We start from the raw sequence: 26,321 nt of genomic DNA, 5'->3' as shown, positions 1-26,321 counted from the left end.
GAACACGAAGAAGCCCCCCGCTTCCGCGAGGGGCTTCTTCCGTCTGTGCGCCGCCAGGGACTCGAACCCCGGACCCGCTGATTAAGAGTCAGCTGCTCTAACCAACTGAGCTAGCGGCGCCTGCTGACGTCGTAGACATTAGCACCCGGATCGGCGGGAGGAAAAATCGATACCCGCACGTCGGCGGCCGCGGCCGCCCGGACTGCCCGTACGCAGGCCCAGAGCATGACCTCGGGGCCCGGCAGCCAGGGATGGCGGGTGTCGGGGGCGACCAGCCAGCGCGGCCCCGAGGAGCCGGAGGGCGCGAGCGGCGGCACGGTCACGGCGTCGCCGACCCCGTGGCAGAGCGGCCGGGGGGCCGTCTCGCCCCACTCCCTCCACTCCTCCCAGTCGAGGAGGGCCGGAAGGCGCTGGGCCGCGCCCGGCGCGGCGAAGAGCATCATCCGGCCCCGGTGGACGGCGACGGGCCCCGATCCCGGCCCCTCCGACCACAGGCGGTCCAGCATCCGCCGCCCGAAGACGGGGTCCACGTTGACGACGTCGAAGACCCTCCCGCACGGCAGTACCGCGGGCGAGGCGGGCCGGGCCTCCCAGCGGGTGAGCGCGGTCCCGCGGCCCCCGGCGGCCGACGCGAGCCAGGCGGCTCCGTCGGCGGTCACCCGGGCGGTCTGATGCCGCCCCTCGTCACCCTCCCGGAGGAACCGGAAGATGTCGTGCGAAAGGTCGTGCGAGGTCTCGTCGCGCAGCCACGTCGTCATGCCTCCAGATCTACCGGGCGTGACGACGCCGTCGCCGAGGGTTCGCGAATCCCGGACAGGAGGGGTGGGCGAGGAGTATCGTGCGGCCCGCATATGCCACGCGCCAGGGGGAGAACGTGGTCGCGCACCCCGCCTACTCCTCCGCCGGGCGGCCGTTCGTACGGATCAGGTCCCGACCGAACTCGATCATCTTCCGCGCGTAGTCCTCGGTCCACTGCGCCCGCTCGGCGACGTCCGCCGCCGTCAGCCGGTCGAACCGGCGCGGATCCGCCAGCTGCGCCGCCGCGATCGCCTGGAACTCCGTCGCCCGGTCCGCCGCCGCGCGGAACGCGAGCGTCAGCTCCGTCGCCCGGGACAGCAGCTCACGCGGGTCCTCTATCGACTCCAGGTCGAAGAAGTGCTCCGGATCGGCGGTCGCCTCGGCAGGCTCGAAGATCAGCGGAGCCGGCCTGAGCCGCCGCTGTCCGCTCCGTTCCGCGGGTTCCGCCATCGTTCGTCTCCTCCTCGCACAGGCACGGCCCGGAGACCCGGGCCTCCTCCCATTGTCCCGCGCCCCGCAAGAGCGCGCGGCTTCCACCACGCGCCCCCGGCGCCCGGACGGCAACGGCCCCGGAGCCGTACGGTTCTCCGTACGGCTCCGGGGCGCGGTCACGGGCGCGGCTGGGTGACTAGCACCGCGCGTTCAGCGGCAGGTCGGCGTACTTGTTGCCCGAGAAGTAGATGGCGCTGGCGAAGCCCCAGCGGCCGGTGTCGTTCCTGGAGTAGATCCACACGTTGTTGGTGGTGCCTTCGGCGGTCACCGTCTCGCCGTACTTCCAGCAGCTCACCGCGTAGTACTTGCCCGCGTAGAGCTTGCCGATGAGCGTGGAGCTCCCGGTCGCCGCGGACCGGTGGTTCACCGTCTTCCAGACCTTGCGGTTGACGAGGAGCGCCGCCTGGACCTGGCCGGCCTCGGTGACCTGCGTCCGCTGCGCGGAAGCGGCGGCCGGGGCCGCGCTCGCCGTGCCGGCCGTGCCCAGGATCCCGGCCAGGGCCAGTGCGCCGGTGGTCGCCGCAACGGCCGTGCGTGTCGTGAGAGTTCGCATGTCATTTCCTCCCGTTGGTGGTTCTCCGCGGCGCGGACACGCCCGCCGTCCTGCGCCGTTGGCCAACCATGACGGATCCCGGCGGAACTGGGCCATGCTGTTGCGGCTCACCGCAAATGCCGAGCTCACAAGGGGGAACGAGATGCTCCGCATCCACTTCGGGGACGCCGATCTGGCCGCGGTCCGGGTCGCCGCGGCGCCGAATCCGTTCTGGGAGATCGCCACCAGCCTGCACCGCTTCCAGACCCGGGACGGCCGCTGGGCCTACGCGGGCTGGCTGCGGAGTGTACGGGTCCGGCTGCGCGAGAAGGGGCTCGACCGGGCGCTCCGCACGGTTCTCCTGCCGCTCTTCCCCCGGGCCGCCTACTTCCCGGACTTCCTGACCCCGGGCCCGGGCGTCGGCGGCCTCGCCGAGGGGCTCGACGCGATCCTGGCGACCTCCCCGCGGCGGGTGGCCCAGGAGATGGCCCGGCTCGACCGCATGGTGGGGGCGCCGCCGTGGGCGGCGCGGCTCGGCGATCCCGAGGACCGCAGGGAGCTCGTACGGGTGCTGCGCGCCTATCACGACGTCGGCATCGCCCCGTACGCCGAGTCCACCCGCGCCCGCTTCGACGCCGAACGGGCCGCGCTCGGCCGCGAGTTCCTCGACGGCGGCGTCGGCGGGCTCCTCGGCGGCGCGGGGCCCGCGATCCGCTGGCGACCGCCGTCCTTACAGGTCGACTTCCCTCCCGCCGACCGGGAACTGCGGCTCGAAGGGCGCGGGTTGACGCTCGTCCCCACGTACTTCTGCTGGCGCACCCCGAACAGCCTCGCCGATCCGGACCTCCCACCCGTCCTCTGCTACCCCGCGCGTCGGGACATCGCCGCCCTGCCCCCCGACCACCGGCTCGCCGACGAACCGTCCGCCTCCCTGACGACGCTCCTCGGGCGGACCAGGGCGGCGGCCCTGCGCGCGGCCGCCACCGGGGCGACGACGGGCGAGATCGCCCGCGCGGCCGGGGTCTCCGCGGCCTCCGCCAGCCGCCACGCCACGGCCCTGCGCGACGCCGGGCTCATCACGAGCAGCCGGCACGCCGCGACGGTCCTGCACACCCTCACCCCGGTCGGCGCGTCGGTCCTCCGCGCGGCCGCGAACCGCCCCTGAGGTCAGGGCCTCCGGCTCACCCGGTGTTCCGCCAGGGAGGTCAGGGTCTCCAGCTCACCCGGTGTTCCTCCAGGTGGGAGAGGACCGCGTGGTTCGCCTCCCAGCCGTCCGGGAACGACACCGCCGCGCCCAGCTGGACCGGTTCCGTCGACGGATGCTCGTCGAGGAGCTCCGCCACCCCCGCCCGGCAGACCACCACGCACGCGTGCCGGTGCCGGGAGGCGAGGACGCACAGCCGGCCCGTCTCCAGATGGAAGGCCGTCGCGTCCGGGCGCCCGGACAGCGGGTGGAGGACGACCGTCACGTCGTACTCACGCCCCTGGAGCCGGTTCGCGGTGTCCACCGTCACGCCCGTCACGCCGAGCTCCGCGAGCGCCGCCCTGACCGCCGCGGCCTGGTCGCGGTGGGCGGTGCCCACGGCGACACGGTCCGGGGTCAGGGGTACGGGGGTCTCCGAGCGCTCCGAGACCGCCGCCCCGCCCCGGTCGAGGAGCCGGCGCACCACCAGGGCGACCGCGCCGACCGCCTCGGGGTCGGTGCGCGGGGTGTGCCGGGCGGGCAGTTCGAGCAGGCCCCAGCCCGACTCCGCCGCCTCGTCGAGGACCCGGTCGGGGCCGGAGCCGTCCGACGGCACACCGAAGGACAGCTTCCGGTCGCCGTGCCCGGTGCCGCTGCGGAACGGCGTGTACGGGTAGAAGGCGTCCGACACCAGCGGCGCCGCCGAGGCCGGCAGGCGCCAGGACACCGGAAGCCGGTGCTGCGGCAGCTCCGGGTTGTGCGCGAGCAGGGTGGAGACCGCGCTCGCCGACGGGTCGTGGCTGAGCCCCGCCCACTGCTCGGCGCCCACCACGGAGAAGGGATCGAGCTGTCCGGGGTCGCCGACGAACAGCGCCCGCTCGAAGAGGCCCGCGACGGCGAGCAGCGCGTCCGAGCGCATCTGGTACGCCTCGTCGACGATCGCGTGCGCCCACGGCTCGACGTTCTTCACGTGCCCCCACTTGGCGGCCGTGGAGATCACCACGGGAAGCCCGGCGAGCTCACCCGCCTTCGCCGACTTCCGTACGTTCTCCAGGTCGTCGAGCGCCTTGTCGTACGGGTCGCTGTCGTTCGAGTGCAGCCGGCCCACCTCGAGCGCGGGCTCCTTCTCGGCGAGCCGCAGCACCAGGTCGTCCACCTGCGCGTTCGTCTGGGCCACCACCATCAGGGGGCGCCCCGCGGCGGCGAGTTCGAGCGCGGCCCGCACCACAAGGGTCGACTTCCCGGCACCCGGCGGGGAGTCCACCACGACACCACGGGCGGTGCCGTGCAGGGTGTCCGCCAGGATGGCGTCCGTCGCCCGCCCGGCCTCGGCGGAGGGATCGAAGGTCCCCGGCGCGGTATCGGTCAGGCTCACAGCACGTCCTCGGGTGTCACGGCGTCGGGCAGTTCCACGGCGTCCGTCCGGGGAGGACCGCCGTGCGTCCAGGGCGTCTCCTCCGGGTCCGGCAGCTGCGGCCCCACCCGCTGGTCGTGCTCGAACAGCGTCCAGGCGATCCGCTCGCCCTTCTCCGGCACCGACCCCTCGGCGGGCTCCTTGGACCGGCCCATCCTGTCGAGGAGCCGGAGCAGCAGCGAGCCGTCCTCCTCGTACCGCACGAACTCCGCCGTCTGCGGCTTCCCGTCGAGCGAGCGGTAGACCCTCACCTTCTCGCCCAGGTGCGGCCGGTCGTCCGTGCGGACCGTGAGGAGCGGACGCGGTGCGGGCCGCTTCGACTCCGTCCACGCCATCGTCACCTCGGCCACCTCGGCCGAGAACGCCTCGCCCGCGAGTCTCCGCCCGGCGAGGACCAGCGGATCGTCGAGGGCCTCCTGCGCCTCCAGCTGGCCCTGCGCCTGCTCGCGGGCGGCGAGCTTCCGGGCCGCCGTCACGGCGTCGTCCCGGCGGGGCTGCGGCGGCTCGCCGGCCGTGACCCGGTCACGATGGGCCGTGAAGGACCAGCGGTCCCGGGTCCAGCGGTCTTCGACCCTGGCCCCCTCGGGCAGTTCCCGCAGCAGGTCGATGGCCCGCCAGACCGCGTCCCAGGTCGGCTTCAGCTGGGAGACGACCAGACGGCGCAGTTCCCGCTCGGCGCGGTGGAGTTCGCCGAGGCCGCTGTCGGCCGCCTCGCCGTCCTGGGCCGCGCCGAGTGCCTGCCGGGCCCGGTCGTACCGCTCGATCGCGGGCGCGAGGAGCCCGTTGTCGAAGGCCGGGTCGGTGGCCGGACCGGCGGGCGGGCAGAGCAATTGGCCCCGCTCGTCCCGGCCCGTCTCGGCCCGCAGCGCCGCCTCCGCGCCCGGCTCACCGTCGCGGGGGTCGATCCAGGCGAGCAGCGCGCCCAGGTGCTGGTCCTCCAGGGAGGACTGGCCGGTCGCCCAGTGCCGGTTGAGCAGGTCGGTGGCCGCGAGCAGCAGCGAGGAGCCCGGCACCCGGGCCCGGTCGCCGAAGTGCGTGAACCAGCGCCCGAGCAGCGGGACGCGTGGCGGTGCGGGGAACGGCGTCTCCGGGTCCTGCTCGGCCGTCCGCCGGAACCGCGTCGAGCGCCCGAGCAGCCGTACGTACTCGACGCCCGCCCGGCTCGGCACGATCAGCTGCGGCGCGTCCGAGCACAGCTCGACCTCGACCTTCACCTTCTTGCCGGTCTCGGGGTCGACCTCGCTCTTCTCCACCGCCTCGACGACGTCCGCGAAGGAGTCGACGTACGGCAGGACCTCCTCCGCGAGATCGGCGAGGAACGCGAACCGCAGGTCACGGTCGCGGGGCTGGGCCACCACCAGGAGCCGGGGCTCCTCGCGGTCGGTGCCGACCAGGGCGCCGAGCGGGGCGCCCGCCTCACCGGCCGTCGTCAGCGGCACGAGGACGAGCGGCCGCTCGGAGATCCGCCGGTGGCGGACGGTCGCCAGGGGCTGCGCCCGGCCCGACTCGACGGCCTCCATCCGGGCCAGCGTGGAGATCAGCGACATACGGGGGCCTTCCGGGGTGCGGCGCAGGAACGAGCAGCGGTCAGCGGGGGCATGCGGGGCTCTCTCCGGGCGTACGGGTGGGCGCCGACCGCGCCGACTCCAGGGCCTCCGCGCGCAGCGCCCGCGCTCTGCGCAGGGCCGCCACCGCCGGGTCGTCCGGGTCACCCTCCTCGCCGCGGGCCGCCGCGAGGACCGCGCCGACCGTCGGCAGGCCGCCCAGCTCACCCCGTACCGAACGGCCCAGGGTCTCCACGGCGCCCGCCTCCCGCGCCCGGGACCGGCAGTGGAAGGCCAGCTCGCAGGCGGCCAGGCACTCCGGCGCGTACTGGTGGGGGACGGACTCCACGGCCGCCGTCAGCTCCGCCGCCGAGCGCTCCGCCACGTCGAAGCTCGTGCCCTCGGGCAGGGCCTCCGCGATCTCGTCGATCCGGGTCAGCCGGGCGAGCTGCCGCCGGGTGACCGCCCGCTGCTTGCGCACGTCGACGACGGACGCCGTCGGCACGTTCGAGAAGTCCTTCGGGCAGACGAGCAGCACCGACCGCGCGACCCGGGCGCCCTCCGTCAGGGCCGCCACGCGCTCAAGGGCCAGCACGTACACCGCGGCCTGGCGGGCCGCGGCGCCCACCTTCGACGCGTCGGCCGCGCCGTCGACCATCGGGAACGACTTGATCTCCACGACCGTCCACCCGCCGTCGGGACGGACCACCACCGCGTCCGGCTCCAGATAGACCGGCGAGCCCGCCACATCGAGGGCGAGCAGCGGATGGTCGAGCAGCGTCCACGCCCCGGCCGCGGTGGCCTCCCGCAGCGCGAGCGCCGTCCGCGCCACCCGCCCCTCCGGTCCGGCCGCCGCCAGTTCGGGCACGGACACCGCGCCCGGCTCCTCGACGCCGATCAGGCGCAGCAGCTCACGGCCGCCGTCCGCCTTGACCTTCGCCTCGAAGGAGTTGCCCCGCACGATCGCGAACTGGGACTGCCCGAACGGGGCGGGCGAGCCGAGCTTCGCGGCGAGCGCGGACTTGTCGACCCCGGCGCCGTCGAGGAGGGCCCGCCGCCGGCAGCCGGGGTTGGCGGCGAGCGCCGCGAGCGCCCGCGCGTCCAGCGGACGCGGCACGGTGGCCGGTCCGCGCAGCTCGGCGAACAGCTGTAGACGTGTCGTCCGCGGTGCTCGTGACAGACCGCTGTCCAAGGATGCGCTCACCCGTGGAAGTCTCGCATCCGCCACTGACAACCGGAGGCGCTTCCGCCGTCAGAGGCCCCGGAGGTCGCCCGCATGTCACCCCGAATCCACGTGGGCGATGATGGGAGAGGCACGTCCGCACCGTGAAACCCCTGGAGCGTCCTTCCCATGGCACCGCGCATCCTGCTCGCCCGGCACGGCCAGACCGAGTGGTCACTTCTCGGCCGGCACACCGGCAGGACCGACATCCCCCTGCTCGACGAGGGGCGGCGCGGCGCGAAGCTGCTCGGCGAGCGCCTCCACCGCGGCCCCTGGCAGGGACTGCCGGGCGTCGAGGTGCGCACCAGCCCGCTGGTCCGCGCGAGCGAGACCTGCGAGCTCGCCGGCTTCGGCGACCGGGCCGAGCCGTGGGACGCGCTGATGGAGTGGGACTACGGGGCGTACGAGGGGATGACGCCGCCCGAGATCCAGGCCGTGCAGCCCGGCTGGTTCATCTGGCGCGACGGCGTCCCGGACGGCGAGACCCTCGCGCAGCTCTCGGACCGCGCCGACGAGATCGTGAACTGGGCCCGCTCGGCCGACCGTGACGTCCTGGTCTTCGCCCACGGCCACATCCTGCGCTCGATCGGCGCCCGCTGGCTCGGCGAGGACGTCTCCTTCGCCTCCCGCATCCGCCTCGACCCGACGAGCCTCTCCGTCCTCGGCTGGGCGTACGGCGCTCCGGCGATCGAGCGCTGGAACGACACGGGCCACCTGGAGCAGTAGCCGCCGCGGGAGGCCGAGGGGCTTCAGTACGCGGCGAGCACCCGGCGGGTCTCGGAGAGCATTCCCCGGATCCGGGCCGAGGCGATGCCGTCCAGGGAGTCCACCACCCGCTTCGCCTCCGCCGCCGCCTCCTCGGGGCGCCCGGCGTGCGCCAGGTCCTTGGCGAGGTGGGCGCGGTAGAGCGCCAGGTTCCGGGCGAAGTGCGGGTTCTGCAGGACGGTGGCCCGGTGGGCGTGGCGGGCGGCCCGGCCCCAGTCGCCGAGCGCCGACCAGCACTGGGCCTCCAGGGCCTCCCGCTCCGGCTCCCCGAAGAACGACATCCACTCCGGGTCGCCCTCGGCCTGCCCCCGGTCGAAGAAGCCGTGGGCGCGGCCGAGCGCCTGCTCGCAGGCGGAGCGGTCGCCGAGCCCCGCCCAGGCGCCGGCCTCCCGCAGCGAGAGCAGCGAGAGCAGCCGCGCCGAGTCGAGCGGCTGTGCGGCCCGCAGCCCCGCCTGCGCCGCCCGCACCGCCTCGCGGTACCGGCCGGTGTCCCGGGCCAGGAAGGACGTGTTGCAGAAGGCGTGCGCCTCCAGGGCCGCGTTCCCCGACACGCGCGCGGTGGCGAGCGCCTCGGCGTAGTGCGAGCGCGCGTCCTCGTGCCGTCCCGAGTCGTGGGCCAGCCAGCCGACGGAGAGGGAGAGTTCGCCCGCGCCCGCGTGCAGCCGGTCCTCGGTGGAGCGGCGGGTCATGGTCCCCGTGTCGAGCAGCGCGTACGCGGCTCGGAGCGGCTGAGCGGCGACCTTGTAGAGCCCGTCGGCGCCGTGCCGGTCGTCGAGCAGCCGGATCTGCCGTACGGCGTCCTCGACGGCCCGCACCTCGGACTCGCCGATGCGGTGGGTGCCGCGGGGGGTGGGGATCGCGACGGCGGGGCCGCCGAGTCCCAGCGACGCGGCCGCCAGGGTGGCGGAGCCGCTCGTCATGAATGCGCGACGCAGCACGTCGCTCTCCTCATCGTTCCGGGTCGGGATGGCGGCGGGAGTCGGAGCCCCGGCCGGGACGGCCTGCCGCCGGCCGCGCACCGCCTCCCGCGCGGAGAACCCCAGGTCGGCGAGGCCGAGTCCGGGGAACATGTGCAGGAAGACCCGCTCGTACGCGTAGTTGGGGCAGCGGATCTCTCCCGCCTCCACGCGCCCGATGTAGCGGGCGTCGCACGCGACCTGTTCGCCGATCTCCCGCGCCGCCCGGCGGACCGCCGCCGCGAACTCCGCCGGCGAGTGCTGTCCGCGGAGCCGTCGGAAGGCGAGATTGGGAACTGCCCGTGACGTCGCCATGGCCGAGCCCTCTCCTGTGCTGCCGGGTGTTCCGGCGGCAAGAACGTACCTGCTGTGACCGGATGCGTACGCAGAGTTTGGCTACAAATCGGATATCTCGCCTGCGATCTGCCATGAACTGCCATCCTTTGCGGCGGCATGGCGCCGTAGCCGTTGACGCGCACGGGCGTTGAACCGTAAAGGGAGAGACGGAACGTGTCTCCTCAGGAGCGAGGAGGGGTCCCCATGTCGGAGATCGGTTCGCAGTCGGCCACGTGGCACGCATCCGCCCCGGAGGCCGACGACCCCAAGCCCGCCGCCGGAGCCTGGGACCTGGTGACGGTCCCCGTCCGGCAGGGCCTGGAGGCCGTCGACATCCTGCGGCGCAGCGCCGCCCCCGCCGTCGGGCCCGTGGTCCACGACGGCGCCTGCGACACCCTCGGCTTCCTGGTGCCGCCGGGGACCGCCGCCGCCTGGGACATGCCGGGCAGCGCCTGTACGCGGACCTCCGGGCGCGGCCTCCGCCTCCCCGAACTGCCCGAGCTGCCCGAACCGGCGGGCGACGCGCCCCGCCCGGCCGGCTGGCTGCTGCCCCCGGGGGACACCGACCCCGTCACCGACCCCGTCGTCCTCCGCGAGGCGCTCGGTGAGGCGGCCCGGCTCATCGAGGCGGCCGACGGCTGCCACTGAGCCCCCGCCCGGGCGGGCCCGGATAATGGGGTCCGTGGCCAGGAACAAGCAGCGTGACCGGGCGGCCGCCGCCGCCCCCGTCGTCGAGACCGTCGACGGCGGACTCGCCGAACTCATACCCGACCGGGAGCGCCCGCGCGCCTGGACACTGCTCCTCGACGGTGCCCCGCAGTCCCATGTGGACCTCGACGACCCGGCCCACCTCTCCTTCGAGTACCAGCGGCGGCTCGGCCACGTCGCCGACCTCGCCGCCCCGCCGAACCGGCCGCTCCAGGTCGTCCACCTCGGCGGCGGCGCCTTCACCCTCGCCCGGTACGTCGCCGCGACCCGGCCCCGCTCCACCCAGCAGATCGTGGAACTCGACGCCCGCCTCGTCCAGCTCGTCCGCCGCGAACTGCCGCTCGACGCCGGGGCCCGCGTCCGGGTCCGCTCCACCGACGCCCGCGCCGGCCTCGCCAAGGTCCAGGACGGCTGGGCCGACCTGGTCATCGCCGACGTGTTCAGCGGGGCCCGCACCCCGGCCCATCTGACCAGCACCGAGTTCCTCGCCGAGGTGCGGCGGGTGCTGCGGCCCGGCGGCTTCTACGCGGCGAACCTCGCCGACGGACCGCCCCTGACCCATCTGCGCGGCCAGATCGCCACGGCCGCCGCCGTCTTCCCGGAGCTGGCGCTGACCGCCGACCCGACGGTGCTGCGCGGCCGCCGCTTCGGCAACGCGGTGCTGCTCGCCTCCGACCGGGAGCTGCCGGTGGCCGAACTGACCCGCCGGGTCGCCACCGACCCGCACCCGGGGCGGGTCGAACACGGGCGGGCGCTCGCCGACTTCGCCGGGGGAGCGGCGCCGGTCAGCGACGCGAGCGCCAGGCCCTCGCCCGCACCGCCCGCCTCCGCCTTCCGCTGAGCGCCGTCCGACGGCCCGCAGGCCTCAGGTGGCGCGGTCGTCGATCTCCACGCGGGGCGCGCTGTCGTGCCAGACGCAGAAGACGGACAGCTCACGGCCGTCCACGGTGAACGTGACGCGGATCCAGGCCGGCTGCTTCCACACCTGCATCTGCCAGCCGGACGCCGGGGTCGCCGAGACCAGTTCGGCCGAGGTCTCCCCGAGGTCGAAGGTGACCCGCCCGCCGTCCACCGTGTAGGTCTTCACCCGCGAGTCGGAGGGGGGCGGGGTGGCGGCCGGCGGAGTCGAAGTCGTGGGCTTCGGCGTCCGCGAGGGGGTTCCCGCGGGCGCGGCCGTGGTCGTGCGCCCGCCGCTCGGCGTGGGCCGCGCGGAGGCGGACACGGAGGACGCGGAGGGCTCGGGCCGCCGGGTCGAGGACGACAGCGGATCGCCGCCGGCCGGGCCCTGACCGGCGGCGCCGCCGGCCGGGAGGGGCAGCGCCAGCGGAGGGTCGTACACCGTGCCGGACAGCACCGTGTGCACTCCCCACCAGGACAGGGTGACCGCCGCGCCGGTGGCGAGCGACCAGGCCAGGGCGTGAACGAGTCCTCTTCGCATCCGCGTCATACTGCCCCACCCCCGGCGGGCCCGTACCGGAGGGTGGTCCGCTCCGAGACGTTCCCCCGCATGGCGTACGGTGCGGCCCATGGCAAGTGTGCTCGTGGTCGAGGACGACCAGTTCGTGCGCTCCGCCCTCATCCGGCAGCTCTCCGAGGCCTCCCACACGGTACGGAGCGTCGGCACGGCTCTGGAGGCGCTGCGCGAGGTCGCCCACGTCCGTTTCGACGTGGTCGTCCTGGACCTCGGACTGCCCGATCTCGACGGGTCCGAGGCGCTCAAGATGCTGCGCGGCATCACCGACGTACCGGTGATCATCGCGACCGCGCGGGACGACGAGGCGGAGATCGTACGGCTCCTCCACGCCGGAGCCGACGACTACCTGGTGAAGCCCTTCTCGGTCGACCACCTCTCGGCCCGGATGGCCGCCGTCCTGCGCCGGGCGCGGTCCGCCGCGGGCGAGCCGCCGCCGTCCCGGGCGCTCCGGGTCGGCGGCCTCACCGTCGACCCGCTGCGCCGCCAGGCGGAGCTCGACGGGACGCCCCTGGACCTGACCCGCCGCGAGTTCGACCTGCTCGCCTTCCTCGCCGGGCGGCCCGGGGTCGTCGTCCCGCGCAGGGAGCTGCTCGCCGAGGTGTGGCAGCAGGCGTACGGGGACGACCAGACCATCGACGTCCATCTGTCCTGGCTGCGAAGGAAACTGGGTGAGACGGCCGCGCGGCCCCGCTATCTGCACACCCTGCGCGGGGTCGGCGTGAAGCTGGAGCCGCCCCGGGAGCCGGAACCGGCGCCCGCGCCGCCGGAGCGCCGGCCGTGAGATGGGCGCTCGTCAAGGTGTCGCTCGCCGTCACCGTCATGGTCGTCGTCGCCTTCGCCGTACCCCTCGGGCTCGTCGTCAAGGAGATGGCCCGCGACCGGGCCTTCTCCAACGCCGAACGACGGGCCGCCGGGCTCGCCCCCGTCCTCGCCATCACCACCGAGCGCGACGAGCTCGACAAGGCCGTCGCCACCACCGAGGACGGGGCCGCCGGACGGCTCGCCGTCCACGTGCCCGCCGGTGAACCCGGCGCCACGGCCCTGGAGATCGGCACCCGGCGGGCCGGCGAGGAGGACCTCGCGACCACCCGCCGGCTCGGCCGCGCCTCCATCGCCGAGGTCCCCGGCGGCTTCGCGCTGCTCCAGCCCACCGCCCTCAGCAGCGGCCAGGTCGCCGTCGTCGAACTCTTCGTCCCCGAGGGCGAGGTGTCCAACGGCGTCGCCACCGCCTGGCTGGTCCTCGCCGGAGTCGGCGTCGCCCTCATCGTCGGCTCCGTCGCCGTCGCCGACCGCCTCGGCGTCCGCATGGTCCGGCCCGCCCAGCGGCTGGCGGGCGCCGCCCACGACCTGGGCGAGGGCAGACTCGGCGCCCGCGTCCCCGAGGAGGGGCCGCCCGAACTCAAGTCGGCCGCCGTCGCCTTCAACTCCATGGCCGACCAGGTCGTCCACCTGCTCGCCAACGAACGCGAACTGGCCGCCGACCTGTCCCACCGGCTCCGCACCCCGCTCACCGTGCTCCGGCTCAACGCGGCCTCGCTCGGCTCCGGACCGGCCGCCGAGCAGACCCGCGCCGCCGTCGAGCAGCTGGAACGCGAGGTCGACATCATCATCCGCACGGCCCGCGACGCGAAGCCGCAGACCCAGGCGACCGGTCCCGGCGCGGGCTGCGACGCCGCCGAAGTGGTGCGCGAGCGGATGGGGTTCTGGTCGGCGCTCGCCGAGGACGAGGGCCGCCGGGTACGGGTCGCGGGCGTCGAGCGCCCGGTCCGCATCCCGGTCGCCCGCCCCGAACTCGTCGCCGCGCTCGACGCCCTGCTCGGCAACGTCTTCCGGCACACCCCCGAGGGCACCGCCTTCTCGATCGACCTCCACAACGGTGAGGACGCCGTCATCGTCCTCGTCTCCGACGCGGGCCCCGGCATCGCCGACCCGGCCGCCGCCCTGGCCCGCGGCAACAGCGGCGGCCGGGACGGCTCCACGGGCCTCGGCCTCGACATCGTGCGGCGGATGGCGGAGACCACCGGCGGCGACGTCCGCATCGGACACTCGGTCCTCGGCGGTACGGAGGTCCGGGTCTGGATCGGTCTCGACGGGCGCCGCACGGGCGGCGCGACGGGACGCCGGGACCGGCGCCCGGCCCGCCGCCGACGCGGGGGTACGGGCACCCGCAGGGCCGCCGAGGCCTGAGTCCGCCCCGTGCGGGGGGTGAACCTTTCGTGGTTCCGATGCCTTCCTTAAGCGGAGCCTAAGGATCCCCGGCCGTGTCCCCGTACGCCCTTTTGTCCGACTTCCCCTCGCTAGCGTGCTGCCGCACCCCCTCCCCACCCCCGTACACAGAGGCAGGCACGCGATGGGCACCAGTTCGCACCGGCGCAGGGCGAGCACCAGGACCAAGGCCGTCGGAGCCGTCGTCGCCGCGGCGGTCGTCGGCGGCACCGTCCTCGCGCTCACCGGTACGGCCCAGGCCGCAGCCGTCGGCGCCGCGTACACCAGGACCAGTTCCTGGACCGGCGGCTACACCGGCCAGTACGTCGTCACCAACGAGACGTCCACCGCCCAGTCCGACTGGACCCTGGAGTTCGACCTCCCGGCCGGCACGACCATCGGGTCCCTGTGGAACGGCGAGCACACCGTCTCCGGCCGTCATGTCACCGTGAAGCCCGCGACCTGGAACAGGCAGCTGGCCCCGGGGCAGTCGGTCACCGTCGGCTTCGTCACCTCCGCCACGGGAGAGGCCGGCGACCCCGCCGACTGCCTCATCAACAAGGCGACCTGCTCCGCCGGAGGCACCGCACCCACCCCCAGCGGCCGCCCCACCGAGCAGCCCACCGCCACGGCGTCCCCCTCGGCCACCGCGAGCCCCCGGCCGACCCCCAGCGCCACGGCCACGGCGAGCCCGAAGCCGACCGCCACCACGACCACGGCACCGGCCCCCACCCCGACGCCCACCACGACCGCTCCCCCGACCGGAGCCGGCGCGAAGTACGCCCCCTACGTCGACACCTCGCTCTACCCGGCGTACGACCTGCTCGCGACCGCCGACGCCACCGGCGTGAAGGAGTTCAACCTGGCCTTCATCACCTCCGGAGGCGCCTGCGCCCCGCTCTGGGGCGGTGTCACCGACCTCGCGAACGACAAGGTCGCCGCCCAGATCGGCGCCCTGCGCGCCAAGGGCGGTGACGTCCGGGTCTCCTTCGGCGGCGCCGCCGGGCACGAGCTGGCCCTGAACTGCTCCTCGTCCTCGGCGCTCGCCGCCGCGTACGGCAAGGTCATCGACCAGTACAAGCTGACCAAGGTCGACTTCGACGTCGAGGGCGCGGCCCTGCCGGACACCGCCGCCAACACCCGCCGCTCGCAGGCCATCGCCCAGCTCCAGAAGTCCCACCCGGGCCTGAGCGTCTCCTTCACCCTGCCCGTCATGCCCGAGGGCCTCACCCAGCCGGGCGTCGACCTGCTCGCCGACGCGAAGAGGAACGGCGTCCGCGTCGACGCCGTCAACATCATGGCGATGGACTACGGCCCGGCGTACAGCGCGGACATGGGGACGTACGCGATCCAGGCCGCGACCGCGACCCAGGCGCAGATCAAGGGCGTCCTCGGGCTCTCCGACGCGGCCGCGTGGAAGGCCGTCGCGGTCACCCCGATGATCGGCGTCAACGACGTCACCAGCGAGATCTTCAGGGTCGACGACGCCACCCAGCTCGTCGACTTCGCGAAGTCCAAGGGCATCGGCTGGCTGTCGATGTGGTCCTCGACCCGTGACAAGCAGTGCGCCGCGGGCGCCGTGAACCACGCGGACGCCACCTGCTCCTCGATCCTCCAGCAGCCGCTCGCCTTCACGAAGGCCTTCGCGGCCTACAAGTGAGCCGCTGAGTCCCCCCACGAGCGCGCGCCCCGGCCGGAACCACCCCACCGCCGACCGGGGCGCGCACCCCTCATGCCTGTGACGCCCTCCACTCCTCCGCGTAGTCGTTGAAGATCGCCCGCAGATGGTGGCCGATCTTCAGGTAGTCCAGGTCGTCCAGGTTGGCGAGCGACACCCGGACCGACCACTCGGGGCCGTCGAAGCCGCCGCCGTTCAGGAGGACGACGCCGGTCTGCTCGGCGAGGCGGAACAGCGGGTCGACCGGTTCGTAGTTCTTCTCCAGGAAGTCCGCGAAGTCCTTCCCGTGCACCCGCTCGGCCTCCGCGATGAGGTCGAGCTCGATGTAGTAGCCAGCCCGCTTCGGGTCGTCGGCGATCTTCATCCGGGCGCCTTCGAGGAGCAGGCCGAGGCGCTGCCGGACGATGGCCCGGATCCTCCGCTTGTACGCCTGGCCCTCCTCCAGCATGTCGAAGAGGGAGAACAGCGCCATCATGACCTGCTGCGGGAGGGAGAGCCCGGCCGTGTGGTTGAGGGCGACCTGGCGGGAGTCGGCGACCAGGCGGTCGATGAACCGGATCTTCTCCGGCTCCAGGCTGAGGGTGCCGTACCGCTTGGCGAGGCGGTCCTTCTCGGCCTCGGGCAGGTCGGCGATCATCTCGTCGATGACGTTGTCGTCGTGGAGGCCGATGACGCCGAGCCGGTGGCCGGTGCAGCCGTAGTGCTTGGAGTACGAGTACACGAGGAGCGTGTTGCGCGGGAGGTCGGCGGCGAGCGAGCGGAAGCCCTCGACGAAGGTGCCGTACACGTCGTCCGTGACGATCACCAGGTTCGGGTTCGGGCCGGCGACGACGTCCTTGATCTGGTTCGCCACCCGCTCGCTCAGCGCGAGCGACGGCGGGTTGGAGGGGTTGACGACGCAGACCAGCCTGACCGACGGGTCGGCGAGCTTCGCGACCTCCTCGGCCGGGTAGCGCCACTCGCGCACACCGGTCTCCGTGAAGAGGTTCGCGCTGACGGTGACGACGTCGAAGTCGTACGTGTCGAGCTCGGGGATCTCGATGTACGGGGTGAAGACCGGCACCATCAGGGCGATCCGGTCCCCCTTCCTCAGGAGCCCGTTCTTCATCAGCGAGTCGAAGATGTAGCACATGGCGGCCGTGCCGCCCTCGGTCGCGAAGAGCGACAGGTTCCCGGCCGGCGGGCGCCCGTCGAACATCTCGTCGTGGACGTAGCCGCGGACGATCTGCTCGGTGTGGGTCAGGATCCGGTCCGGTACGGGGTAGTTGTCACCGATCGTGCTGTCGGTCAGCTCGTGCACGAAAGCGTCCTTGTCGAAGCCGAAGCGCTCGACCGCGTACGCGACGCACTTCTGGAGCAGTTCGATCCCGGGCAGGGCCGGGTGCTGCCGTACGAAGGTGTCGAAGCGGGCGCCGGAGCCGGGGAGTTCCGGCATGCCGCCGAGGTTGTCGGCGGTCCAGACCCGGCGGGACTCCTCGATCGCGAAGTAGCCGAGGGCGTGGAACGCCTCGCGGGGACCGGTGGCGACCCAGTTCGGGTTGCCGCGGCCCGCGTTGAGCATCTGGGTCTGCGACTTCTCCTTCTGACCGGGCTTGCCGGCCTGTGCGGCCTGCGCGATCCGGATGAACGTGTCCTTCAGCTCGAACGGCGAGAGCCGCGCGAAGGACTGGATCTCCTGACGGGTGAAGGTGGTCTTGGGCACGGCGTGTCCTTGGGAGTCGAGGTCGGTCGGCACGTCCGCTCACGCCCCGAGGATGCCGACGAGGAGCGGGCCGGTCAGCGGGAGCAGGAAGTTCGAGAGCGTGTACGTGATCGTGTAGCCGAGCATCGGGACCGAGCTCTGGGCCACCTGGGTGATCGAGGTGATCGCCGGGGTCGAGCACTGCTGGCCCGCGATGGCGCCGATGAGCAGCGGCTTCTCGATCTTCAGCAGCCTGGTGCCGACGATCAGCGAGAGGGTCGCCGGTACCAGGACCATCGCGATCCCCGCGAACGGCAGCAGCGCCCCGTACTCCTTGAGCAGCGGCCAGGCCTGCGGGCCCGACACCAGGCCCGTACAGGCGATGAAGATCGCCAGGCCCATGTCCTTGAGGGTGGAGGCGGCCTGCGGGGGGAAGGCGCCGAAGGTCTGCGTACGGGAGCGGAACCAGCCGAAGAGCAGCCCGGAGATCAGACAGCCGCCGCCCGTGCCGAGCGACATCGGGACGTCGCCGAACTTCACCACGACCTGCCCGAGGAGCGAACCGGCGACGATGCCGAGCCCCAGGTAGATGAAGTCCGTGGCGTCGTTCCTCACGACCGCGCCGACCTTGGACGCCAGCCTGCCGAGGCCCGAGCGGGCGCCGACAAGGGTGAGGACGTCGCCCCTGCTCACCACGGTCTCCGGGGTCGCCGGCAGATGCTGGTCGTTGCGCAGCACGTCCGTCACGTACACCCCGCCGGAGGTGAACTCGGGGTGCTCCCTGGCCAGGGTGTCCAGGGACTTGCCGACGGCGCTCTTGTCGGTCAGCGAGACCTGGGTGGTGGCGAGCGGGGTGTCGAGGCCGGGCACGGCCGGGGTCTCGGGGCCGATGACCCGGCCGGCCTCGATGATGTTGGCCCGCCGGCCGACCGTGAGCACCAGGTCGGAGAGCGTCAGCTCGAAGTCGGGCGGGGGAGGGGTGAGGACCTTGCTGCCCCGCTTCACCGCCTCGACGGTGACCCGGCCGCCGAGCGAGCGTTCCAGGTCGCCGACCCTGGCCCCGTCGGCGTGCGTGACGAGGAAGGTCCGGCCGACCATGCCCGGGAGCGCCTCGCGCTCGTCGGCCTCCAGACCGCCGCCGGAGCCGCGCATCTTCTCCCACAGCTCGCGGGAGGCGTCCCGCAGGTTGATCCGCAGCATCATCGGCATGATCTGGCTGCTGTAGATGACGATGGTGATGAGGCCGAAGAGGTAGCAGACGGTGTACGCGGTGGCCACGTGCCCCTGGTACTGGGTGATCTGCTCCTGCGTCAGGTCGGAGAGCTTGCCGATGGCCTCGGTGGCCGTGCCGACGACGGCCGACTCGGTGGCGGCGCCGGCGAGGATGCCGGCGGCGGTGCCGACGTCGAGGTCGAAGGCCTCGGCGAGGCCGAGGGCGATGCCGACGACGGAGACGACCTCGATGAGACAGAGGGTGAAGAAGCGCAGGCTCCTCTTGTTGAGGTTGGCGAAGAACTGCGGTCCGGCCATATAGCCGAGCGAGAAGATGAAGAGCGCGAAGAAGATCGTCTTCACGTCGTCGGAGACGGTGACCTTCGCCCAGGCTCCGAGGAGCAGCGAGACGATGAGGGTGCCGCAGATGCCGCCGAGCGTGATGGGGCCGACCCGGAGCTTGCCGACGAGGTAGCCGGCGGCGAGGCACAGGAAGAGGGCGAGTTCGGGATGGTCACGCAGGATCCCCATCGGCCCTCACCGCACCCAAAAAGGGCTAAATGTGAGGATATTGGACATGGGGGGACGCTAACAGGAGCGGAGGGCGAAGTGGATCACCGCATCGTCCGAACGGGTGGGCGAGACGCTTCCCGGAAGGGTCAGCCCTTCACCGCGCCCCGCATCACCCCGCCCACGATGTGCCGCCCGAACACCGCGAGCACCACGAGCAGCGGCAGCGTCCCGAGCAGCGCCCCCGCCATCACCACCGAGGTGTCCGGCACATGCCCCCGCCCCAGGCCCGTGAGCGCCACCTGCACGGTCGGGTTCCCGGTCTGCGTCAGCACGAGCACCGGCCAGAAGAAGTCGTTCCACGCCGCCACGAACGACAGCATCCCGAGCACCGCCATCGCCGGACGCGCCGCCGGGAACACCAGGTGCCACACCACCCGCAGCGTCCCGGCCCCGTCGACCCGCGCCGCCTCCAGGAGCTCCGCCGGCAGCGCCCGCAGCAGGTGCTGGCGCATGAAGAACACTCCGAAGGCCGAGACCAGCGCGGGCAGGACCACCGCCTGCAGCTCGTCCGTCCACCGCAGCCGCGCGACGAGCAGATAGAGCGGTACGACCCCCAGCTGCGGCGGGATCAGCATCGTCGCGCCCACGAGCAGCAGCAGCGTGCCACGGAACCGGAAGCGCAGCCGGGCGAACGCGAACCCGGCGAGCGTCGAGAAGAGGACCGTGCCTGCCGCCACCGCGCCCGCGACCACCGTGGTGTTGGCGAGCGCCTCCCCGAGACCGCCCTCGGCCCAGGCGATCCCCAGGTTCCGCGGCAGGTTCCGCCCGAACCGGAAGGGCGGCGGCGCCGACGCGAGACGCGTGCTCGTCCGCGAGGCCGCCACCGCCGTCCACAGCAGGGGGAAGAGGGAGACCACCGTGAAGAGACCGAGCAGCGTGTACGTGCCCCAGCCCGCCCGCACCGTCCGCATCAGGCCGCCCTCCCCGTCCGCGTGAGCCCTGCCCGTACGATCCGTGTCCGCATCAGGCGCCCTTCCCGCGCAGTACCGGCCGCAGCAGCCGGGCCGCGCCGAACACCACCACCAGGATCAGCAGCATCGCCCAGGCGATGGCCGCCGCCCGCCCGAGGTGCAGGTTCACCCAGCCCTGCTCGTACAGATAGAGCCCGAGCGTCTGGTACTGGTGGTCCGCCCCGCCCGACGCCCCCGCCCCGCTGTTGAACAGCAGCGGCTCACCGAACAGCTGGGTCGCGCCGATCGTCGACACCAGGACCGTGAAGAGCAGCGCGGGCCGCAGCCCCGGCAGCGTCACATGCAGGAACTGCCGCCACCGCGAGGCCCCGTCGAGCGCCGCCGCCTCGTACAGCTCGCGCGGGACGGTCTGCATCGCCGCCAGGTAGATGAGCGCGTTGTAGCCCGTCCAGCGCCAGATCACGATCGACGACACGGCGACCTTCGAGGCCCACGGACCGTTCTGCCAGTCCACCGGGGCGATCCCGACAAGCCCGAGCGCCCAGTTGACCATCCCCTGGTCCCGGCCGAAGAGCAGCGCGAAGACGAGCGTCGCCGCCGCCACCGAGGTCGCGTACGGGGCGAGCGCCACCACCCGGAAGGCAAGCCGCCCCCGCAGCCGTACGTCGAGCAGATGCGCCACCCCGAGCGCGAGCAGCAGCTGCGGAACGGTGGCGAGGACACCGATGGCGACGGTGTTGAAGAGGGCGTTCCAGAAGAACTCGTCGTGCAGCAGCCGGGCGTAGTTGTGCAGCCCGACCCACTCCCGGGCCTCCGGCGCCGTCAGTTCCACCCGGAACAGCGAGGTCCAGGCGGTCGCGGCCAGCGGGAAGAGACCGAACGCCCCGAAGAGCAGGAAGAACGGCGCGACGAGCACATACGGAGCGGAGCGCGACCGCAGCCGGCCGAGGCGCTCCCGCCCCCGGACCGGTTCCGTCCTCGGCGGGGCGGCGGCGGGCGGCGGGACGGGCGCACCGGCGGGCGGCAGGAAGGGATCCACGGGGTCCTTCGTCTCGGTCACGGACGCTCACCGGTCCAGCGCGTTGTCGATCGCCTTCATCGCCGCCCGCCACGCCGAGTCGGGCGACCGCCCGGTCTGGTCGACCTGGAGCATCCCGGTGTCGGAGAGGATCTGGTTGACGAGCCCGTCCTTCGGCCCGACCGGGGCCAGCGGCACCCCACGAGCGGCCGCCGCGTAGAGCGGGCCGGTCGGCGCGTCGCCGAAGTAGGGGTGCCGCGCGTCCGCCACCTCCGGCAGCCGGTACGCGGCGGAGGCGCTCGGGAAGGCGCCGCGCCGGGCGAAAAGCCGGGCCTGCTGCGCGGGCGCCGTCAGCCAGGCCGCGAGCCGGGCGGCCTCGGCCCGCTGCCGCCCGGCGGACGGCACGACGAGGAACGAACCGCCCCAGTTGCCGGGCCGGGGCGCCACCGTCACGTCCCACCGCCCGCGCGCGGCCGGGCCTGACTTGTCCTGGATGTAGGCGAGCATCCAGGCCGGACAGGCGATCGTGGCGAACGCCCCGCGTGCGAACGCCTGGTCCCAGTCGGGCGTGAACTGCTGGAGCCGGGCCGTCAGCCCCTGCCGGGCGAAGTCCGCGGCGAGGTCCCAGGCGGCCCGTACGTACGGGTTGGTCGCCACGACCAGTTCGCCGCGCGCGTCGTAGTAGCGCAGCGGCGCGCCCGAGACGGCGGCGGCGAGCACTCCGGAGGCGGAGTCGGTGAACGCCACGCCCTCGGGGGCCCGTTCGGCGAAACGCCGGCCGACCTCCTCGTACCTCCGCCAGTCCCCGGCCCACAGCCGTCCGACGGTCTCCCGGTCGGTGGGCAGCCCGGCCGCCGCGAAGTGGTCCTTGCGGTAGCAGAGGGCCAGGGGGCCGATGTCCGTGCCGAGCCCGAGGGTGCGGCCGCCGGGCGTGGTGGCCTGCGCCCACTTCCACGGCAGGAAGGCGCTCTCGTCGACGCCGGGCGCGGAGCCGAGGTCGTCGAGCCGTCCGGCCTGGGTGTCGACGACCTCGGAGATGTTGCCGACCTCGACGGCCTGGATGTCGGCGAGGCCGGATCCCGCGGTGAGGTGGGTGAGCAGCTGCGGGTAGTAGACGTCGTTGCGGGCGAGCGAGGTCTGCCGGATCGCGACGTCCGGGTGGAGCCTCATGTACGCGTCGTAGAGCCCGGCCTCCTGGAAGCCGAACTCCCCGAAGACGCCGACGGTGAGGGTGACCGGCCGCCCGGCGCCGTCGACGCGGTCCCGGGCGGGCACGGGGGACGGTTCCGGCGGGTCGGTGGCGCACCCGGCGGAGAGCGCGGCGCCGAGGAGGAGGACGAGGGCGAGGGCGGTGACGGGGGCGCGTGCGGTGACCCCGCCGCGTACGCGGGCGGGTGCGGTGGTGGTGACGGAGTCGCGTCCAAGGGGTTCGCGTCCGGCGCCGCCGCGCCTCCTCCTCCACCACATGGCCCCGACCGTAGTGCGAGGGTCACCCGGCGGCGGGGAGCCCACCGGCGCCACCACCCGTCCGGCCGAGCGCCGTCGAACGTCTTCGACGGTTCCTGGACCTTGACCGTGTTCTGACAGCCGCCCAATAGTGGGAGCGCTCCCATCCGCTCTCCGACAGGACCCCCATGCGCAGAACACGACACCTCCTGGCGGGGCTCGCCCTGACCGCCGGCCTCCTCGCAGGAGCGGCACCCCACGTCACCGCCGCACCGGCCCCCGCGGAGCCCGCCGCCACGAGCGCCTCGTACACCTGGAAGAACGCCCGGGTCGACGGCGGCGGCTTCGTCCCCGGCATCGTCTTCAACCGCAGCGAGAAGAACCTCGCCTACGCCCGCACCGACATCGGCGGCGCCTACCGCTGGAACCAGGCCGCCTCCACCTGGACCCCGCTCCTCGACCACATCGGCTGGGACGACTGGGGCCACACCGGAGTCGTCGGCCTCGCCACCGACTCCGTCGACCCCGACCGTGTCTACGCCGCCGTCGGCACCTACACCAACGACTGGGACCCCGGCAACGGCGCCGTCCTGCGCTCCGCCGACCGGGGCGCCACCTGGAAGCGCGCCGACCTCCCCTTCAAGCTCGGCGGCAACATGCCGGGCCGCGGCATGGGCGAACGCCTCGCGGTCGACCCGCACAAGAACAGCGTCCTCTACCTCGGCACTCCCAGCGGCAACGGCCTCTGGCGCTCCACCGACTCCGGCGCCACCTGGTCGAAGGTCACCTCCTTCACCAACCCCGGCAACTACCAGCAGGACCCCACCGACACCAGCGGCTACAACTCCGACGAGCAGGGCATCGTCTGGGTCACCTTCGACGAGTCCACCGGCACCGCGGGCAGCGCCACCGGCACGATCTACGTCGGCGTCGGCGACAAGCAGAACGCCGTCTACCGCTCCACCGACGCGGGCGCCACCTGGACCCGGCTGCCCGGCCAGCCCACCGGCTACCTCGCCCACAAGGGCGTCCTCGACGCGGAGAACGGCTACCTCTACCTCGCGTACAGCGACACGGCCGGCCCGTACGACGGCGGCAAGGGCCAGGTCTGGCGGTACGCCACCGCCACCGGCACCTGGAAGGACATCAGCCCCGTCGCCGAGGCCGACACGTACCACGGCTTCAGCGGCCTGACCGTCGACCGGCAGCACCCCGGCACCGTCATGGTCTCCGCCTACAGCTCCTGGTACCCCGACACCCAGCTCTTCCGCTCCACCGACAGCGGCGGTACGTGGACCAGGGCCTGGGACTACAGCTCGTACCCGAACCGCGCCAACCGCTACACCATGGACGTCTCCTCCTCGCCCTGGCTGACCTGGGGAGGCAACCCGGCCCCGCCCGAGCAGACCCCGAAGCTCGGCTGGATGACCGAGGCCCTGGAGATCGACCCCTTCGACTCGAACCGCATGATGTACGGCACCGGCGCCACGATCTACGGCACCACCGAACTCACCAAGTGGGACACCGGCACGAACTTCACCATCAGGCCGATGGTCCAGGGCCTCGAGGAGACCGCCGTCCTCGACCTGGCGTCGCCGCCCTCCGGAGCCCCGCTGATCAGCGCACTCGGCGACATCGGCGGCTTCCGCCACACGGACCTCACCAAGGTCCCCCCGATGATGTTCACCGGCCCCAACTTCACCTCGACCACCAGCGTCGACTTCGCCGAGACCAAGCCCACCACCGTCGTCCGCGCCGGACATCTCGACGGCGGCCCGCGTGTCGCCTTCTCCACCGACAACGGCGCCACCTGGACCGCCGGACAGGAGCCCGCCGGCGTCACCGGCGGCGGCACGGTCGCGGCGGGCGCCGACGGCACCCGCTTCGTCTGGAGCCCCGAGGGCACCGGGGTCCACACCGGCACCGGAGGCGCCTGGACGGCGTCCACCGGCATCCCGGCCGGCGCGACCGTCGAGTCCGACCGCGTCGACCCGCTCACCTTCTACGGCTTCGCCGCCGGCACCTTCTACGCCAGCACCGACGGCGGCCGGACCTTCACCGCCAAGGCCACCGGCCTCCCCGCCAAGGGCAACGTCCGCTTCAAGGCCGTCCCCGGCAAGAAGGGCGACCTCTGGCTCGCGGGCGGCGCCACCGACGCCACGTACGGCCTCTGGCACTCCACCGACGGCGGCGCCACCTTCACCCGCCTCTCCGGGGTCGAGCAGGCCGACACCATCGGCTTCGGCAAGGCCGCCCCGGGAGCCACGTACCCCGCCCTCTACAGCAGCGCGAAGATCGGCGGAGTCCGCGGCGTCTTCCGCTCCACCGACGCGGGCGCGAGCTGGGTCCGGATCAACGACGACGCCCACCAGTGGGGCTGGACCGGCGGCGCCATCACCGGCGACCCCCGGGTCTACGGCCGCGTGTACGTCTCCACCAACGGCCGCGGCATCATCTACGGCGACACGGCCGAGACCGGCGGCGGCGACAACGGCGGCGGCACCCAGCCCCCCGCCGGCGCCTGCAAGGTCGCGTACAAGGTGACCAACCAGTGGCAGGGCGGCTTCCAGGCCGACATCACCCTGACCAACACCTCCGCAACCGCCTGGACCGGCTGGAAGCTCGGCTGGGACTACCCGGCGGGCCAGCGGGTCGGCCAGATGTGGAACGCCACCCCGGCCCAGAGCGGCACCGCCGTCACCGCGCAGAACGTCGGCTGGAACGGCTCCGTCGCCGCCGGAGCCTCCGCCTCCTTCGGCTTCACCGGCACCTGGACCGGCACCAACCCCGCACCGGCCGCCTTCACCCTCGGAGGCGCCACGTGCTCCGTCGCCTGATCGCCGCGGCGGCGCTCCTGGGCGCCGCCCTGACCACCACGCCCGCGGCCGCCGCCGACGCCCCGCTGCGCGACCTCGCCGAGGCACGGGGGATCTACCTCGGCACCGCCGTCACCGGCGGAAAACTCACCGGCGGATACGCGGACGTCGCCGCGGCCCAGTTCGGCTCCGTCACCCCCGGCAACGAGATGAAGTGGGGCTCCGTCGAGCCCACCCGGGGCACCTACGACTGGGCCGGCGCCGACCGTGTCGTCGCCTTCGCCGAGGCCCACGGCCAGCAGGTCCGCGGCCACACCCTCGTCTGGCACAGCCAGCTGCCGTCCTGGGTGAGCGGCGGCACCTGGACCGCGGACCAGCTCCGTACCGTCATGACCGACCACATCGCCGCCGAGGCCGGCCGCTACGAGGGCCGCGTCGACCACTGGGACGTCGTCAACGAACCCCTCAACGAGGACGGCACCCTCCGGCAGTCCGTCTTCGGCGCCACCCTCGGCGAGTCGTACATCGCCGACGCCTTCCGCGCCGCCCGCGCCGCCGACCCGGCCGCGAAGCTCTATCTGAACGACTACTCGACCGACGCCATCGGCGCGAAGAGCGACGGCATGTACAACCTGGTGAAGCGGCTCCTCGCGCAGGGCGTCCCGGTCGACGGCGTCGGCTTCCAGGCGCACTTGATCCTCGGCCAGGTGCCCGCCTCCCTGGAGGCCAACCTGCGCCGCTTCGCCGACCTCGGCGTGGACGTGGCGATCACCGAGCTCGACATCCGGATGCCGCTGCCCGCGACGGCCGAGAAGCTCGACCGGCAGAAGGCCGACTACGCCGCCGTCCTCCGCGCCTGCCTGGCCGTCACCCGCTGCGAGGGCGTCACCGTCTGGGGCTTCACGGACTCCGACTCCTGGATCCCGGACTTCTTCCCCGGCGAGGGAGCGGCGACCCCGTACGACGAGAACCTGAACCCGAAACCGGCGTACGCGGGGATCGCCGGGGCGCTCGCTCCCGTGACCCCGCCGGCCCCGGGTGTGTGCTCCGTCACGTACACGGTCGGCAGTCAGTGGACGGGCGGCTTCACCGCCCAGGTCACCCTCCGCAACACGGGCACGGCAGCCCTCGACGGCTGGACCGTCCGCTGGACCCAGCCGGCGGGGCAGCGGGTCACCCAGGCCTGGAACGCGACGGTGACCCAGGCCGGCGCGGAGGTGACGGCCACCCACCTCCCGTACAACGCGACGCTGCCGCCCGGCGGCACCGTCTCCTTCGGGTTCAACGGCGCCTGGACGGGCACCAACCCGCCCCCGGCGGCGCTCACCTGCACCTGAGACACACGAAAACGACCGAG

22 protein-coding genes and 1 tRNA gene are annotated in these 26,321 nt (G+C 73.5%); 9 read left to right on the top strand and 14 right to left on the bottom strand.

Features of this window, described 5'->3' with window-relative positions; all coding sequences use genetic code 11:
- Positions 1 to 46 precede the first annotated feature (46 nt).
- The 4 genes from ACZ4VK_RS04915 to ACZ4VK_RS04900 all read right to left on the bottom strand — a co-directional run bounded on the left by ACZ4VK_RS04915 (position 47) and on the right by ACZ4VK_RS04900 (position 1,843).
- Positions 47 to 120 (bottom strand) — tRNA-Lys (locus tag ACZ4VK_RS04915).
- Complete coding sequence (locus ACZ4VK_RS04910) at positions 111 to 758, bottom strand: hypothetical protein (RefSeq protein ID WP_468348469.1); 648 nt, start codon at positions 756 to 758, stop codon at positions 111 to 113. The genes ACZ4VK_RS04915 and ACZ4VK_RS04910 overlap by 10 nt, the downstream gene beginning before the upstream one ends.
- A 133-nt stretch (positions 759 to 891) precedes the next feature.
- On the bottom strand, positions 892 to 1,248 hold the full coding sequence (locus tag ACZ4VK_RS04905; protein ID WP_468348467.1) for a hypothetical protein: 357 nt from the start codon (positions 1,246 to 1,248) through the stop codon (positions 892 to 894).
- A 178-nt stretch (positions 1,249 to 1,426) separates the two neighbouring features.
- Positions 1,427 to 1,843, bottom strand: a complete 417-nt coding sequence (locus tag ACZ4VK_RS04900; protein WP_468348466.1) for an SH3 domain-containing protein — start codon at positions 1,841 to 1,843, stop codon at positions 1,427 to 1,429.
- Between the two features lie 142 nt (positions 1,844 to 1,985).
- On the opposite strand from ACZ4VK_RS04900, the gene ACZ4VK_RS04895 reads away from it, so the two are divergent.
- Positions 1,986 to 2,987: an ArsR family transcriptional regulator gene (locus ACZ4VK_RS04895; RefSeq protein ID WP_468348464.1), complete on the top strand. Its 1,002-nt coding sequence runs from the start codon at positions 1,986 to 1,988 to the stop codon at positions 2,985 to 2,987.
- A gap of 40 nt (positions 2,988 to 3,027) precedes the next feature.
- Here ACZ4VK_RS04895 and ACZ4VK_RS04890 read toward each other — a convergent pair whose 3' ends face one another.
- The 3 genes from ACZ4VK_RS04890 to ACZ4VK_RS04880 are packed head-to-tail and all read right to left on the bottom strand — an operon-like array spanning position 3,028 to position 7,167.
- Complete coding sequence (locus ACZ4VK_RS04890) at positions 3,028 to 4,374, bottom strand: AAA family ATPase (RefSeq protein WP_468348868.1); 1,347 nt, start codon at positions 4,372 to 4,374, stop codon at positions 3,028 to 3,030.
- Between the two features lie 2 nt (positions 4,375 to 4,376).
- Complete coding sequence (locus ACZ4VK_RS04885) at positions 4,377 to 5,966, bottom strand: hypothetical protein (RefSeq protein ID WP_468348462.1); 1,590 nt, start codon at positions 5,964 to 5,966, stop codon at positions 4,377 to 4,379.
- A gap of 40 nt (positions 5,967 to 6,006) precedes the next feature.
- Positions 6,007 to 7,167, bottom strand: coding sequence for a hypothetical protein (locus ACZ4VK_RS04880; protein ID WP_468348460.1), 1,161 nt, complete (start codon positions 7,165 to 7,167; stop codon positions 6,007 to 6,009).
- Positions 7,168 to 7,314: 147 nt separating this feature from the next.
- Between ACZ4VK_RS04880 and ACZ4VK_RS04875 the strand changes: the two genes are divergently transcribed.
- Positions 7,315 to 7,911, top strand: coding sequence for a histidine phosphatase family protein (locus ACZ4VK_RS04875; protein ID WP_468348458.1), 597 nt, complete (start codon positions 7,315 to 7,317; stop codon positions 7,909 to 7,911).
- A 23-nt stretch (positions 7,912 to 7,934) separates the two neighbouring features.
- On the opposite strand, the gene ACZ4VK_RS04870 is transcribed toward ACZ4VK_RS04875, so the two are convergent.
- Positions 7,935 to 9,221, bottom strand: coding sequence for a tetratricopeptide repeat protein (locus ACZ4VK_RS04870; RefSeq protein ID WP_468348456.1), 1,287 nt, complete (start codon positions 9,219 to 9,221; stop codon positions 7,935 to 7,937).
- A 225-nt stretch (positions 9,222 to 9,446) separates the two neighbouring features.
- Between ACZ4VK_RS04870 and ACZ4VK_RS04865 the strand changes: the two genes are divergently transcribed.
- Together ACZ4VK_RS04865 and ACZ4VK_RS04860 are read left to right on the top strand one after the other, a co-directional pair.
- Positions 9,447 to 9,890 (top strand): hypothetical protein, encoded by a 444-nt coding sequence (locus ACZ4VK_RS04865; protein ID WP_468348454.1) that lies wholly within the window; start codon positions 9,447 to 9,449, stop codon positions 9,888 to 9,890.
- 25 nt (positions 9,891 to 9,915) lie between these two features.
- Positions 9,916 to 10,791: a spermidine synthase gene (locus tag ACZ4VK_RS04860; protein WP_468348452.1), complete on the top strand. Its 876-nt coding sequence runs from the start codon at positions 9,916 to 9,918 to the stop codon at positions 10,789 to 10,791.
- A gap of 24 nt (positions 10,792 to 10,815) precedes the next feature.
- Here ACZ4VK_RS04860 and ACZ4VK_RS04855 read toward each other — a convergent pair whose 3' ends face one another.
- Positions 10,816 to 11,397, bottom strand: a complete 582-nt coding sequence (locus ACZ4VK_RS04855; RefSeq protein WP_468348450.1) for a hypothetical protein — start codon at positions 11,395 to 11,397, stop codon at positions 10,816 to 10,818.
- Between the two features lie 79 nt (positions 11,398 to 11,476).
- Between ACZ4VK_RS04855 and ACZ4VK_RS04850 the strand changes: the two genes are divergently transcribed.
- From ACZ4VK_RS04850 to ACZ4VK_RS04840, 3 genes are all read left to right on the top strand, one after another.
- On the top strand, positions 11,477 to 12,205 hold the full coding sequence (locus ACZ4VK_RS04850; protein WP_468348448.1) for a response regulator transcription factor: 729 nt from the start codon (positions 11,477 to 11,479) through the stop codon (positions 12,203 to 12,205).
- Complete coding sequence (locus ACZ4VK_RS04845) at positions 12,202 to 13,611, top strand: sensor histidine kinase (protein ID WP_468348446.1); 1,410 nt, start codon at positions 12,202 to 12,204, stop codon at positions 13,609 to 13,611. Before ACZ4VK_RS04850 ends, ACZ4VK_RS04845 begins: the two co-directional genes overlap by 4 nt.
- Positions 13,612 to 13,774: 163 nt before the next feature.
- On the top strand, positions 13,775 to 15,289 hold the full coding sequence (locus ACZ4VK_RS04840; RefSeq protein WP_468348443.1) for a glycoside hydrolase family 18 protein: 1,515 nt from the start codon (positions 13,775 to 13,777) through the stop codon (positions 15,287 to 15,289).
- A 70-nt stretch (positions 15,290 to 15,359) separates the two neighbouring features.
- Here ACZ4VK_RS04840 and ACZ4VK_RS04835 read toward each other — a convergent pair whose 3' ends face one another.
- The 5 genes from ACZ4VK_RS04835 to ACZ4VK_RS04815 form a co-directional block, all read right to left on the bottom strand.
- Positions 15,360 to 17,009 (bottom strand): bifunctional aspartate transaminase/aspartate 4-decarboxylase, encoded by a 1,650-nt coding sequence (locus tag ACZ4VK_RS04835; RefSeq protein ID WP_468348441.1) that lies wholly within the window; start codon positions 17,007 to 17,009, stop codon positions 15,360 to 15,362.
- A 39-nt stretch (positions 17,010 to 17,048) separates the two neighbouring features.
- Positions 17,049 to 18,731, bottom strand: a complete 1,683-nt coding sequence (aspT, locus tag ACZ4VK_RS04830; RefSeq protein ID WP_468348439.1) for an aspartate-alanine antiporter — start codon at positions 18,729 to 18,731, stop codon at positions 17,049 to 17,051.
- A 128-nt stretch (positions 18,732 to 18,859) separates the two neighbouring features.
- Positions 18,860 to 19,684 carry a carbohydrate ABC transporter permease gene (locus ACZ4VK_RS04825; RefSeq protein ID WP_468348437.1) on the bottom strand — a complete coding sequence of 275 codons (825 nt, stop codon included), beginning with the start codon at positions 19,682 to 19,684 and terminating at the stop codon, positions 18,860 to 18,862.
- Positions 19,685 to 19,736: 52 nt separating this feature from the next.
- On the bottom strand, positions 19,737 to 20,723 hold the full coding sequence (locus ACZ4VK_RS04820) for a carbohydrate ABC transporter permease (RefSeq protein WP_468348866.1): 987 nt from the start codon (positions 20,721 to 20,723) through the stop codon (positions 19,737 to 19,739).
- A gap of 27 nt (positions 20,724 to 20,750) precedes the next feature.
- A complete protein-coding gene (locus ACZ4VK_RS04815; RefSeq protein WP_468348434.1) occupies positions 20,751 to 22,169 on the bottom strand; it encodes an ABC transporter substrate-binding protein in 1,419 nt (472 codons plus the stop codon).
- 167 nt (positions 22,170 to 22,336) lie between these two features.
- Here ACZ4VK_RS04815 and ACZ4VK_RS04810 point away from each other — a divergent pair, with 167 nt between their 5' ends.
- Both ACZ4VK_RS04810 and ACZ4VK_RS04805 read left to right on the top strand, forming a co-directional pair.
- Positions 22,337 to 24,985 carry a cellulose binding domain-containing protein gene (locus ACZ4VK_RS04810; protein ID WP_468348432.1) on the top strand — a complete coding sequence of 883 codons (2,649 nt, stop codon included), beginning with the start codon at positions 22,337 to 22,339 and terminating at the stop codon, positions 24,983 to 24,985.
- Positions 24,970 to 26,301, top strand: a complete 1,332-nt coding sequence (locus ACZ4VK_RS04805) for a glycoside hydrolase family 10 protein (RefSeq protein ID WP_468348430.1) — start codon at positions 24,970 to 24,972, stop codon at positions 26,299 to 26,301. Before ACZ4VK_RS04810 ends, ACZ4VK_RS04805 begins: the two co-directional genes overlap by 16 nt.
- Positions 26,302 to 26,321: the final 20 nt, after the last annotated feature.

The sequence above is a fragment of the Streptomyces sp. NPDC028711 genome (assembly GCF_055565415.1).
The sequence above is the reverse complement of the archived record's forward strand: the minus strand, read 5'-3'. Positions and strand labels throughout refer to the sequence as shown.